Raw genomic sequence first — 13,606 nt, 5'->3', positions numbered from 1 at the left:
TAGAAAAAACATGAATAATTCAATGGAAACAGGAGAAAATACCCATAAATTTTATTGTATGGGGATAGTTACTTTGGAGAAGAAATACTACGAAACTTGGGACATGGCCATGCCAAATGACTTTAAGAAAACAGCGTTGTATCACTTAAAACCAGTTGGAACTGGAACCGTACACGCTGAAAGCTTAACTAGTTACGTTGCACGATTAGCGGAGGCTCATGGTGTCCTAACAGGAACGTTAGTGGTAGAAGAAATAATTCCGGTATTGGGGAAGAACTATTTAAGAAAAATTGTTAACCGGGGAGGAAAGGGCTTTTCAGATTGTGCTGTAAGTCTAAATGGAATAGGTAGTGGAGCAGCTGATTTTATTAATGCAATGGGTAAGCTTACAGAGAATAAAGATTTAAAATATCATACTTTAATTACCTGGGGTAAAATTTTACCAACAAAATCACTTCTTCGTAAAGAGCGGGCTTGGTGTCCCCAATGTTATGAGGAGTGGGAAAACTCCAGTAAAGTCATTTATGATCCATTAATTTGGTATGTTTGGGATGTTGAAGTGTGTAATAAACATCTCGTCAGACTTCAAACCAAATGTCATCATTGTAACAAATGTCTGCCAATCCTTAATAGATACACGAAGCCAGGTTATTGCTCATTTTGTAATGGATGGCTTGGAAGGATTCTAACGTGTTCAACTGAGAACAAATATTCAGATTGGGACGTATGGAGGGCGAGAGAAGTAGGAAGGGTCATTGCAGCATCGTTATTAAGGGATACCCCTAATAAACAGCACGTTTTTGTTAGCATAAGAGAGCTTATAAAAAGATTTTCAGGTGATAATATACAGTCTTTTGCTAAAAAAGTTGGAATACCAAAAGTAACACTATGGGATTGGGTTAAGGAGAAAAATATGCCCACTATAACGGGTTTGTTAAAAATCTCCTACTCCACGGAAATTCCTTTACTCTCAATTGTTACCGGTTGTTCTGAAAATATTTTGGTTTCAACTTTAATTAAAGAACCAATTAGAAGCGCTAGTAATCGAAGAAAGCCCAAAAATGTTAATGTATCTGTGATAAAAACTACAATGGAGAGTTTTCTTGACAGTGATGAATTTACTACAGTTTCGGTGAGTTGTGTTGCTAAGAAAGTCGGATTTGATAGACGATTACTATATAAATATTTCCCAGATACATGTAAGGCTATCTCATCCAAATACATGTATAACAAGAAGTTATGTAAGAAAATGAGGTTAAAATCCTTATCTGAAAGTGTTAGGTGTACCGCGATAGAACTCTTAGAGAAGGGGATCTATCCCAGCACCCGTCAAGTCGAATTATGCATAGGGTCTGGCGTTTTAAGAGAAATCGACATTCGTCAAGCGTGGCATCAAACCGTAAAAGACTTTATACCTGATGATAAAAGTATATTTTAAATGTAAAGTGTCTACTTGATCGATTAATGTCTAGATACAGAGGAATAACCATCTTTTTGTAGAAACTATGCAGACGTAAACTTACATTTCAGTAAATATCCTCCACATCCCCTCTAGCACACCTAACAAAATCTTTCCAAAGAGTCTCTGTATGACTTCTCTATTTCAGGAAAAGGGTGATTATATGCTCACTCAGGTAGAACTTTTAAAACTGAAGGAGGATCTTAGTTTATCAGAAGAGGCTATTAAGGTGATTCAAAATATCAGGTCTTCAGAACCGGTTCGGCGTGTTCAAAGTAACCGTAATAACGTATCAGGTACGTATGCAAGCAAGAAAATGGGTGTGACCGTTCAATTTGAGAGTCATACCGTAGAACTTGCGGGAATTTACGAATATGAGCATGATGATGACGTAATTGAATACTATGACCAACCATCAATAATTCAATTAAAGTATGAAATAAAAGGGAAGATACGAGGCCATAACTATACACCTGATTTCTTTGTTATTTCTACTCATTGGATAGGTTGGGAAGAATGGAAAACGGATGAGGAATTAATAAGATTGATGCAGGATAACCCTAATCGCTATTTTAAGGATGAAGAGGGCCAGTGGCGCTGTCCTCCTGCCGAAGCATATGCAGAACAGTATGGTTTAGGGTTTAGAGTTAGATCATCAGCAGAGATAAACTGGATATATCAACAAAATATAAGGTTCTTAGAAGATTATCTGCATAATGATAACCCCAATGTACCAGATGGTTCTTATGATGCCATAACTAGTATAGTAAGCAAAAATCCAGGTATTACTCTTGAAACTCTTTTATCTTCACAAAGAGATTATAATTTTTGTGCTGACGATGTTTACTCTTTGATAGCATTAAGGGACATTTACATAAATCTAAAAGATACTCGAATCACTGATTACAATAACGTTTTCATATACCCCAGTTACGAATCTTATTCTGCGTATTCTTACCTTCAAAAAACTAAGGTGCAAAATCAAATTTTATGTACTTCTCAATTAGATATTAGAGTTGGCTCTCGATTTGAGTGGGACGGAAAGCCATGGAACATTGTAAACGTTGGGGTTTCCAGCCTCTCGGTGATTAATGAAGTTGAAAAACTCAATGTAGAGATACCTAATGAGAGCTTCGATTTCTTTTTAAAGCAAGGGAAGATTAAAGGATTGAATTATAGGAGTGACAGTAGAGAAACACAGCTATACGAGATCTTAAAAAGGGCAGGGACTAAAGATCTGGAGGTTGCTAATTACAGACTTAAAGTTATCGAACCAAGATTAAGTGGAAATAATTCCACAGCAGTATTAATAAACGATAGAACATTAAGGCTATGGATTGCAAAGTATAAAGCTGCCGAGCTTCAATATGGTAATGGATATGTTGGACTTCTTCCTAACCATAAGGAGAAAGGAAATAGGCAACAAAAGCTTCCTTCTGAATCAATTGAGATAATGAACCGTCTAATTCAAACACATTACGAAGCTGTTAGACAAAGGAACAAAAAATCATGAATGTATTCAAATGGGCATAGTAAAGCCAAGTTATCAAACCTTTTGTAACTATGTGAATAAACGTCCTCAATATGAACAAACAAAAAAGCGTAAAGGAAGTAAAGCTGCATATAACCAAGAAGAGTGGTATTGGGAATTAGAATTGAAAACACCAAGACATGGTGATCGACCATTTGAGATTTGTCATATGGATCATACAGAATTAGATATTTCTTTAATCTGCTCTAAGACCAATAAGGTTTTAGGAAGACCGTGGGCAACATTCTTAGTTGATGCTTATACTAGACGATTTTTGGCTATCTATATAACTTTTGAGAAGCCAAGTTATCGATCCTGCATGATGACACTAAAAGAGTGTGTAAAGAGGCACTCAAGATTACCAAAGTTCCTAGTAGTCGATGGAGGGAAAGAGTTCCAGAGTATTTATTTTGAAACTTTATTAGCCCTATATAATTGCAATAAGAAACTACGTCCAGGAGCAAAGCCTCGTTTTGGTACTGTATGCGAGCGGTTGTTCGGGACTGCAAACACTACTTTTATTAATAACTTGTTAGGGAACACCCAAATAATGAAAAATGTACGACAAGTTACAAAAGAGGTCAATCCTAGAAACCTGGCCACTTGGACACTAGCAAGTTTCTCTAAGTTGCTATCAGAGTGGGCATACGATGTGTACGACACCATTATTCATCCAGCGTTAGGGGAAAGTCCTCGGGAGGCATTTATGACTGGTTTAGCAAATACAGGGAGTCGTTCATTCACGCTTATTCCCTATGATGAAACCTTTTACATGTTATCACTACCATCAACAAGAAAAGGGACAGCAAAAGTTGAACAAGGTCGGGGTGTGAAAATTAACTCAAGATACTATTGGTCTGAAGTATTTCGTGATCCGGATATTGCGGGTAAAAGTTTTCCTGTAAAGTACGACCCATATAATATGGGGATTGGGTATGTTTATGTAAAAAATCGTTGGGTTGAATTACATTCCGAGTATTATTCGACCTTTGTAAATCGAACTGAACGAGAAGTAACCATTGCTTCAGAAGAATTACGTCAAAGGTTGAAAATGCATGGACAAAGTACAGAAATAACAGCAGCCAAGTTAGCAAACTTTTTAAAGTCTGCAGAAGCAGAAGAACTATTATTGATTCAGCGCCTGAAAGATAGCGAGTTAAAGGAAGCGTTTAGAGTACTTGATGGTGGGAAGAAGAGAAAGAGCCAAACTCAGTCAGAAATTAGCTCATTAAAGCTCGTCAGAAATGAAAAGAGTCCTCGTTCACCATTAAATCTCGAAGTTTATGGAGAGTTTTGACCATGCCCGATAAAAGTTCCTTTCCTGAAAAACTTCTTAGCATGCCTATTCAATCCCGAATAGAGTATTTTGAGAATTACACAGTAGCACATCCACTATTAGTAAGTGCATATTCGCAACTGTATGATGCGATTCAAAATCAAAAAAGACCAATAATTTTAGTTTATGGACCGACTGGGGTTGGTAAGTCAACGCTCTTTACAAGAATTCTTAAAAGACTAATTGAAGAGGCTGGGCCAAAATTAGAAGAGGACCCTGGCATAGTTCCAGTTGTAGGCCAGGAAGCAATTGCTCCGGACAACGGCAAGTTTGACTGGAAAGATTTTTATATAAGATCATTAGAAGCACTTTATGAGCCTTTAATTGATAAAAAGGTAAATCTGGATAAACGAATCGGGCATCCCGTTGTAAAAGATAATCAAAACCGTACACTTCGGAAAGCACTAGAAAATGCTCTTAGATATCGAAATCCAGGCGCCTTTATTGTTGATGAAGCACAGCATTTAATAAAGATGTCAAGTGGTCGTAAATTAAGTGATCAATTGGATATTATTAAATCCCTTGCCTCACATTCAAAGGTGCCGCATGTACTGATTGGGACATATGAAATTCTTCACTTCCGGAATTTGAGTGGTCAATTGACTAGGCGCGGTAATGATATTCATTTCTCAAGGTACAAAGCAGATAATCCTTCACATATTGAGTCGTTTGCTAAAGTACTTTATACCTTTCAGCATCACATGCCATTTGAAGGAACGCCAACTTTGTATGATCACTTAGAATTTTTTTATGAAAGATCTATAGGCTGTATCGGAATTCTAAAGGATTGGTTATCGTTAGCTGTTAGGACAAAGTTGTTAGAGAATAAAACTCGTATTTCCATGGATGATTTTTTGAGAGTTGCCTATTCTATTGAGCAATGTATCAAGATGGCTAGAGAAGCAGCAGAAGGAGAGGCTCAAATAGAAGAGGATGAGGAAAAACGTAATGAGCTACACAGAATTTTGGGCTTAGACCAACTCACAAACGAATATGAAGGAAGTAAAATTGAGGCTACTAAATCTAAACAACATAGAGTAGGGCAGCGAAGCGCAAAGAGGGATAAGGTTGGGGGGATAGATTAATGCTCAGTGGTACAAGTAGTATTTACGAGTCCTGGGATATTTCTATACCCCAAATTACTAAACCAAGCATGTTTTACAGTCTCGAACCGATTGGATTAGGAACACCCTATGTAGAGAGCTTAACGAGCTATATTTGTCGTTTAGCTGAGGCGCATAGTGTAAGAACAGGAACTTTAGTTTTGGAGGAGATCATACCCCGAATTCAAAAGTACAATTCTGTTCGAAATCGAAAAGCATTGTACCGAAATTCAGGAGCAATTAATAATTGTGGAGATGAGGAATCGTACAAGGGTTCGATTGTTATGATACTTGAGGATTTATGCCAACGCAAAGATTTGAGTTTGTTAACAATGAGTATATGGAGGAGTTACATCTCACTCAGTTGGTTACATTCTACAAACAGAAAGTGGTGTCCTGTTTGCTTTGAAGAGTGGCGTAAAATGCGTGCTCCTATTTACGAACCTCTAATTTGGAAGATTAAATGCCTGAAAATATGCCCAATTCATAATACGCTGTTAGTTGAAAGGTGTACAAATAAAAAATGTAACAAAACTAATAAGCACCTGGGAGGTAATTTAAACAATGGGTTTTGTGAACATTGTAATAAGTGGTTGGGAATAGAACCGGACGACGATCTAGAACGCAGAAATCTAAATTTAGACGATGAGTTTAAGTACTATGAGTTTATCAGTTTAAATTTGATTGATCTATTAACAATCTCTCAAATGCAATCTGGAGAACAAATTAAGAAAACTCTCCACCGTAATATTATTTATCTAAAAGAGAAGATTAAGAATAAAAATCTAGGGCAAGAGATAAGGAAAGTTAGGGCAATTTTAAATAACTATGTTTCATCCAGAAGCACCTTAAGTATTGAGTCTCTATTTTTTGTTTGCTCAGTATTTGGAATTACAATGAATGAATTCATAAACCAAAAAATTGAGAAAGCTAATTTCTCAAAAAAATACGAAGCTAAAGGACAAAAAGAATTTATCAAAAAACGAAAAATTGATTGGAAAAGTGTTGAAAATACTTTAGAACATATTTTAAGTGTTAAAAGTGATCATGTACCTTCGCTAAAGCAAATCTCAAAGGATATAGGTATTGATATAGCAATGCTTAGAGATAAATATCCCGGTTTAAGTAGGGAAATTTCAAAAAATTATTTGAGATACAAAAAAAGTATGAATATAGAAAACAAGAATAATACGAAGAACAAACTTCAAGAGGCAATGATTATACTTCATCAATCAGGAGTTTATCCAAGTGCCAATAGGGTAGCAAATGAGATAGGGAGGCCAGCAATAATGTTACAAAAGGAGATGTACAATTATTGGAAATCCTTACTTTGCAATTTAGGATATATGAGTGAAGATAGATAATTTTTTAGAAACTAAAATTTGAAGACAAAATGAATTACATGTAGATCAATCGGTAAAGTGGATATAAAGAGGATAGATTCCGTGTTTTTAAACTTTAGGTATTTTTGCCTAAAGTTTTTTCTTTCCAAAAGGAAATTTGTGGGAGGGTAGAGAAGGTTATAGGAATATTTTAACTGGAAAATTAGACATTTTACGGAGGATACCGATGACGATTCCAATAGGGGTTGAATCATATAATGTGGATTCTAAGCCAGTACTTGCTCGTGGAATTCAATATAATTTAAAAGAGTATGATGTAATAATAAACCGAGTTATTCCGATTATTGATGATGCAGAAGGAAAAGACATTCTAAGTTCAACATTGGCGCCTCTGGCATTAACCGGTTTTAGCCAAGCAAATTTATCAAGATTGCTAACGGAAAAAACTGATCATGAAGATTGGAAAATTGGGGAAGCTATTGCAGAAGCATATCTAATAGATCATCATAATTGTGTGTATCCATGGCCTGGAGGCCGCGATCTTAAAAATCCAAAATCTAGCCCTGCTGGTTGTGATCTAGTAGGATTTCATTATATGAATAATTCAGTTCGTTTTTCTTTTGGTGAGGTTAAAACATCGTTTGAGGAAAAGTATCCACCCAATGTTATGACAAGTCGGCATGGTTTGTCAGAACAACTCTCAGATTTAAAATCATCTCCAGTGGTAAAGGATGCTCTAGTCAAATATTTGGGATTTCACGCAGTTAATGCATCATGGAGATCGGATTACGAAACAGCAGCTGGACGATATTTGTCTGATGATGGCGATGTATCCCTATATGGCTTTTTAATTAGGGATGTCATTTCGGACGAAAAGGATTTGCGTGCTCGTGCAAAGGCTTTGGCTAAGGATTGTTCAAAAAACACAAGTATTGAGTTAAGGGCACTCTATATGCCATCCGGAAAGATCAAGTGTTTCTCTTCGGATGTTGCAAAAGTGGCGAGGTAAAAATAATGATAATTTTGGACCAAGATATTGAGAATATCAAGCAGCATTGGACGGTTCGGGCGATCTCAGAAAAGGATATGCAAAAAGCTGATGAGTTACGGAAAGCACGTTTGGTCCATAAAGTTATTGGAAATCAGCTGGATATAGGGTATGAAAACATCGATGGAGATGAGCGTCTTATTCAGCGTGTCGCCTTAGCATATGAGCTTGGCGCATTGGAAGGTTTAAAAGCTTTATTGCACCCAACGAGTGATAATCTGCAAATGGAAAGAAAATCTAAAGCAGGGGCCTTTCTCGCGTATGAGTACGCTCGTGTTCAAAGAATACCTATAGATGATGAAGGGAAAATGCTTCACGTATTTCGCTTAATTGGACTTGCCTATGCTGGGGATCGATGGTCTGATATTCGCCGCTGGATTAGAGAGGAATTTGAGGACATACAGCCACCAAGGTTGTATAACCAAGAGTGGGATCAACGAATACTTATTCGTCTATATGAATGTTGGATTAGGCTCATACGTAAAGAAAGTTGGGACGACGTTGATCGAATACGGGAACTAATTGCGGAATTACGGGAGGAACAAAAATTTTATGAAGAGGAGTATCTCTCTAACAATAATTCTGCGTCTAAGTTTGCAGCATATCGGTTAATTGCTCTTTATCATTGGGCAAGAGCAACAGAAATATTATCTCTTTATATGCTCCAAGGCGAACCATCAGCTGTGCTTGAAGATTTAAACAGTCATTTTGAAGCATCAGCTGAAGCAACGAAAAATGGAAGAGATATAACGCTTGAAAATGTGATCAGGTGGCTTCACGTCGTAGCAAGGCAAATGGTTGTTGGGTCATTATGGTGGACATTCCAAACGATTAACTCAAGGGTGTCCAAATTTGTAAAACATGTAACTAAAGCGCAAGGAATGTTTGAATTACTGCCACCGCAACGAGCTGCTCTGCAAGAACAAGGATTGTTGGATACTGCTAATCGGGCGGTTGTAGTTAATTTGCCTACATCCGGCGGGAAGACAGCACTTGCTCAGTTTAGGATGTTACTTGCGTTAAATCAATTTGATGCAGATCGAGGTTGGGTAGCGTATATTGCACCTACAAGAGCGCTTGTATCCCAAATAACCCGTAGATTACGTAGAGATTTCGGGCCAATAGGTGTCGAGGTAATGCAAATGACAGGAGCAATTGATATTGATGGATTTGAGGAAGCGCTATTAACTGAGACATCACAAAATTCTTTTGATATTTTAGTGATGACACCAGAAAAATTAGATTTAATCATCAGAAATAAGAAGGTATCGAGACCTCTTGTCCTTGTAGTTGTAGATGAAGCACATAATATTGAGGACGAGGATCGCGGGCTAAGATTAGAGTTGTTATTAGCTACGATTAAAAGAGAATGTGACAAAGCGAACTTTCTGTTACTAATGCCATTTGTGCCGAATTCCTCAGATTTAGTTGAATGGTTAGCCCCAGCTAGGGGGAAAACTATTAGTTTAAGTACCACTCCATGGCAACCAAACGACCGAATTGTGGGGATTTACGATATATGCCCAGACAAACGAGACTGGACCATGAAATACGAGACAATGATTACAACACAAAAGACGATACATTTAGCAGGTGAGCATACAGCTGGAGGGAACAAACCTTTAGATTTAAGTGTAACAAAGGCTCGATCCCTGACAAACCAAACTGGTGCAATGGCAAAGATTTTTTCAGAACGTGGGACTAGTATTGCGATTGGTAGGAAAATTTCCGATACTTGGGAAATGGCTCGAAACATTGAAAAAAGTATAAAGCAGACCAAACCTATTTCTGAGGAAATCTCGTTAGTAAAACGTTTTCTTGAGACAGAACTGAGTCCTGAATTTCAGTTAATTAATCTACTAAACAAGCGAATTGGTGTCCATCATGCGGGCTTGCCAGACGAAGTTCGTTCATTGATGGAGTGGTTAGCAGAGATTCGAGAGCTGGATGTACTATGTGCGACAAGCACTATAACACAGGGAATTAACTTTCCAGTGTCATCAATATTCTTATCCTCAAGATTTAAAGCAGGAAGACCAAAGGGAAAAGAAGCTAATGAAATGTCTGCTAGGGACTTTTGGAACTTGGCTGGAAGAGCTGGTCGTATGGATCAGGACAGCGTAGGTGTTGTTGGAGTAGCTGCTGGTAAGGATAGAACAAAAACAATAAACTTTTTAAAAAATGCAGTTGAATCTTTACTTTCAACTTTTGTGCAGTTGCTGGATGAAGTGGACAAAGCAGGTAAGTTAAATCAACTTCATACAGTTATCTATCAGGAGCAGTGGAGTGCATTTCGATCTTATATTGCACATCTGTGGAACGAAAAACAAAATCTTGAGGAGCTTCTCACTGAGACAGAACTGTTGCTTAGAAATACACTGGGATATAAGACTTTAAAGGACAAAGTTAATGATCCAAAATCACAGGAAAAAGCAAATGCTCTCTTAAGTGCTACAAAGGCTTATGTAGCCGAGTTAGCACAAAAATCCAGCTTTTCTGCTTTAGCAGATACCACAGGTTTTGCACCAGAAGGTGTAGGGAGAGCAATTGCAGGTCTTAGTCGATTGGAGAATAAATTAAACTCATCTGATTGGGAGCCAGAGAGTTTATTTGGTTCTCAATCTAAAGTACTTCAAAATTTAGTTGGAGTAATGTTTAGCGTAACGGAGTTAGCTCAACCATTGGATGAAATTGGTGGTAAGGGGTTTGACAATAAAAGAATAGCTGACATTACTCATGATTGGGTTAATGGTACAAGTATTGAAGAAATAGCAAAGGCATACTTTGCACAAGGGAAAGAGTTGGACGAGCAGAGTCTAACAACCGCTTTATCTACAACATGTAAAGCAATCTATCGTAACCTAACTAATTATGGTACCTGGGGACTTGCTTCTTTAAGTAAATTGCCTAATTCAGGACTTGATTTTGATAAAATGACCGATGAAGAAAGGCGGAGGTACAATAACTTGCCAGCAATGATTTATTATGGTGTAAATAGCGAAGCAGCAATTCTTATGAGGATGAACTCGATCCCCCGCAGTATTGCCGAATCACTAGGGAAGCGATTTGTAAACGAAACAGGGGGAAGTCTAGCTTTCGCTAGTCCTATGACAGCCAAAGCCTATATTAAATCACTTTCTGATAAAGAGTGGGAAATGTTACGACCTAAGAATGCAACTATGACTGGGAAAGATTTTAAATCAATTTGGCAACAACTCTCAGGAGAAAGTAGTTAGTTAAATATTATAGATATATGGTTAAAGATAAGGTGGTTCATCAGTATCCATATATCCATTTGAGTAATTAGATCAATGCTGTCTTCACTTTATTATTCTATTCTTTAAATAGGTTTATTAACATCATCATTCCTCACTTAAAGAAAAGAGCGTTTAAAGACGCTCTTTTTTGTTATTACCTCAAATTGTTGTCAATATAAAGTTACGATTTGAGACGTGAGATAAAGGGCATTAGTTAATGAATTATTCTGTATACTTACGGTAAATTTATGGTTGTTAAATAAACTAAAGGCAACTTTATGCTTTAATTTTTTGAAGAAGCCAGAGAAACTTAGTCTGTGAAGAACAAGAATATGCAATCCTATGGCAAGATTATGCTTTATTGTGGGGCAAGTTTATGGTTTAAGTCACAATTTTTGCCACTGTGGCAAAAATATGCTTCCATTTTTTGTATCAGTTGCCGCCACTTGTGAATGCCGCTGCATCCGCTATTGCGATGGGATTATCGACCCTGGAAAATCGATTTCCCTCACTCTACATTTCGTTGTGTTATATGTCGATATATTTATTGGTTTCATATATTTGCATCTGAGGAGTGGGGAGCATGAGTGGCAAGTTGGGAAATACAATGGGGAGAACAGGGCTTTCACTTCGCACCAAATTACTTGCGGGGTTTCTTACAGTTGTTGCGTTGCTGGCATTTGTCAGCGTTTTTGCATTAAGCCAGATCAAAGGAGTAACCACGATATCCGGGGATATCAATAAGTCATGGATGCCAGCAGTTACCCTGCTTGGCACGATGAATGGAGACATTTCCGATGTGGAGCGTCTTGCGCTCGATATTATCGTTGAACAGAACGAGGAGGAGCTCACGAAGCAGAAGAAGGTTCTGGATCAACTGCTCGTCAAAATCGAGGATGAACGGAAGAAACTTAAGACGCTTGTGTATGCCAGTAATAAGGAAGGCAGTGAGGCTGCCAATCTGTTCGAAGAGTTTAACAGCAAATACGATGCATACTTGGAAAAAATGCCTGAGTTCGTGAAGTTGGGCAGAGAAAACAAATATGATGAGGCAAGCAAGTTACATAGCGTGGCCTACCCATTGTGGTACGAGGCCAATGATAATATCAAGAACTTGATCGATATATACAATGAGGGGGCCGGACAGGTTAGTCAAAGCGCTTCAGAGCTTTCTCAGCAAGCGTTTGTTATCATTATGGTGTCTACGTTCGCTGCGGCGGCCATTGCGCTGCTCATCGCCTTCTTCATGTCACACATCATCTCAAAACCTGTCCAGAAAATGAATCAGGCCGCTATCCTGATCGCGAGTGGCAATCTAACGGGCGAGACGATTGTGCTACGGAATAAAGACGAGTTGGGCACGCTGGCAGCTTCCTTCAACACGATGACAGCGAATCTCCGCACCATGATTGAATCGGTTGCTACGACTTCTGAGCAAGTAGCAGCTTCGTCAGAGGAGCTACTAGCCAGCGCCGAGCAAAATGCGAAGGCATCCGAGCAAATTTCCCAAACGGTCGAGGAACTAGCTGTGGGTACCTCCGAGCAGGTCAATATTGTCAAGAACTCCTCGCAGGCTATGGGTGAAATGGCTTTGAGTTCGGAACAGATCGCACAGCTAGCACAGAGCGTATCGGTATCGGCCGTTGACGCAGCAAAACAATCTGAGGAAGGTAATATGATCATTAAGGCAGCGGTCGAACAGATGAATGCTGTCAGTAATTCCATCACGTCCCTTTCCGAGCTCGTTATCGGTCTGGGAGAACGTTCGGCAGAGATCGGAACGATCACCGAGGTTATTAACAATATGGCGAGTCAGACGAACCTGCTGGCGCTGAATGCGGCGATTGAGGCCGCGAGAGCTGGAGAGCATGGCCGCGGCTTCGCTGTCGTTGCCGAAGAGGTTCGAAAGCTGGCCGAAGAATCCTCTTTGTCTGCCCAACGAATTACTGACCTAGTACAGCTGATCCAGAATGATACAAGCAAGGCGGTTGAAGCGGTCAAAATGAACAGCGACGAGACGCGAAGTGGCATGGAGATTGTCACAGCAGCCGGACAGTCATTCGAGAATATCTCGAATGCGGTCAACAAGGTAGCGGGTGAGATTCAGGAAGTATCTGCAGGCGCGGAACAGATGGCGGCAAGCGCGGACGAGGTTGTCAATTACGTAGAGCAGATTTCGGCGATTGCAGAGGAAGCATCGGGCGGCGTGCACAACGTATCTGCCGCTACGGAGCAGCAGCAGGCTTCCACAGAGGAGATCGCTTCGTCAGCGGATTCCCTCTCGAAGATGGCTGAGGAGCTTCAGGAGCAGATCAACAAGTTCAAAGTATAATTCAAAACCAGACTGCTTCTTCTGTTTGCTTGGGCGGCAGAAGAAGCGTTTTTTTCGGAAAAGAGCAATTCATAGGGACCTCTAAGGATATATCCGATTAACTTGATGTTATGGTTACAAATAAATATCACGATAATCCGAGACCCTAGTCTCTCTAACACTTTTTTTTCTCCATTTTTAAACGCCTCCACTGAATA

General features: G+C 38.9%; 8 protein-coding genes. All 8 read left to right on the top strand.

Annotation, left to right across the window (positions count from 1 at the left end):
* Window positions 1–10: 10 nt before the first annotated feature.
* On the top strand, window positions 11–1,438 hold the full coding sequence (locus HP570_RS25170) for a TniQ family protein (RefSeq protein WP_173627529.1): 1,428 nt from the start codon (window positions 11–13) through the stop codon (window positions 1,436–1,438).
* Window positions 1,439–1,589: 151 nt separating this feature from the next.
* On the top strand, window positions 1,590–2,972 hold the full coding sequence (locus HP570_RS25165) for a TnsA endonuclease N-terminal domain-containing protein (protein WP_173627528.1): 1,383 nt from the start codon (window positions 1,590–1,592) through the stop codon (window positions 2,970–2,972).
* Between the two features lie 10 nt (window positions 2,973–2,982).
* Window positions 2,983–4,287, top strand: a complete 1,305-nt coding sequence (locus tag HP570_RS25160) for a Mu transposase C-terminal domain-containing protein (protein WP_173627527.1) — start codon at window positions 2,983–2,985, stop codon at window positions 4,285–4,287.
* 2 nt (window positions 4,288–4,289) lie between these two features.
* Window positions 4,290–5,411, top strand: coding sequence for an ATP-binding protein (locus HP570_RS25155; protein ID WP_173627526.1), 1,122 nt, complete (start codon window positions 4,290–4,292; stop codon window positions 5,409–5,411).
* The gene (locus HP570_RS25150) at window positions 5,411–6,793 is read left to right on the top strand and encodes a TniQ family protein (RefSeq protein ID WP_173627525.1); all 1,383 of its coding nucleotides are present in this window, start codon (window positions 5,411–5,413) and stop codon (window positions 6,791–6,793) included. Before HP570_RS25155 ends, HP570_RS25150 begins: the two co-directional genes overlap by 1 nt.
* A 205-nt stretch (window positions 6,794–6,998) precedes the next feature.
* Window positions 6,999–7,781: a hypothetical protein gene (locus tag HP570_RS25145; RefSeq protein WP_173627524.1), complete on the top strand. Its 783-nt coding sequence runs from the start codon at window positions 6,999–7,001 to the stop codon at window positions 7,779–7,781.
* A gap of 5 nt (window positions 7,782–7,786) precedes the next feature.
* Entirely contained in the window at window positions 7,787–11,056 is a 3,270-nt protein-coding gene (locus tag HP570_RS25140; protein WP_173627523.1) for a DEAD/DEAH box helicase, read from the top strand.
* A 604-nt stretch (window positions 11,057–11,660) separates the two neighbouring features.
* Window positions 11,661–13,409 (top strand): methyl-accepting chemotaxis protein, encoded by a 1,749-nt coding sequence (locus HP570_RS25135; RefSeq protein WP_173627522.1) that lies wholly within the window; start codon window positions 11,661–11,663, stop codon window positions 13,407–13,409.
* The last annotated feature ends 197 nt before the right edge of the window (window positions 13,410–13,606 follow it).

The sequence above is a fragment of the Brevibacillus sp. RS1.1 genome, from assembly GCF_013284365.1.
Lineage (GTDB): Bacteria > Bacillota > Bacilli > Brevibacillales > Brevibacillaceae > Brevibacillus > Brevibacillus brevis_D.
This window is presented reverse-complemented; position numbering and strand designations above follow the sequence as displayed.

Excerpts from the sequence above, each read along its gene's own strand:
- HP570_RS25170 (WP_173627529.1), top strand. The coding sequence starts at position 11 with ATGAATAATTCAATGGAAACAGGAGAAAATACCCATAAATTTTATTGT.
- HP570_RS25165 (WP_173627528.1), top strand. The coding sequence starts at position 1,590 with ATGACTTCTCTATTTCAGGAAAAGGGTGATTATATGCTCACTCAGGTA.
- HP570_RS25160 (WP_173627527.1), top strand. The coding sequence starts at position 2,983 with ATGGGCATAGTAAAGCCAAGTTATCAAACCTTTTGTAACTATGTGAAT.
- HP570_RS25155 (WP_173627526.1), top strand. The coding sequence starts at position 4,290 with ATGCCCGATAAAAGTTCCTTTCCTGAAAAACTTCTTAGCATGCCTATT.
- HP570_RS25150 (WP_173627525.1), top strand. The coding sequence starts at position 5,411 with ATGCTCAGTGGTACAAGTAGTATTTACGAGTCCTGGGATATTTCTATA.
- HP570_RS25145 (WP_173627524.1), top strand. The coding sequence starts at position 6,999 with ATGACGATTCCAATAGGGGTTGAATCATATAATGTGGATTCTAAGCCA.
- HP570_RS25140 (WP_173627523.1), top strand. The coding sequence starts at position 7,787 with ATGATAATTTTGGACCAAGATATTGAGAATATCAAGCAGCATTGGACG.
- HP570_RS25135 (WP_173627522.1), top strand. The coding sequence starts at position 11,661 with ATGAGTGGCAAGTTGGGAAATACAATGGGGAGAACAGGGCTTTCACTT.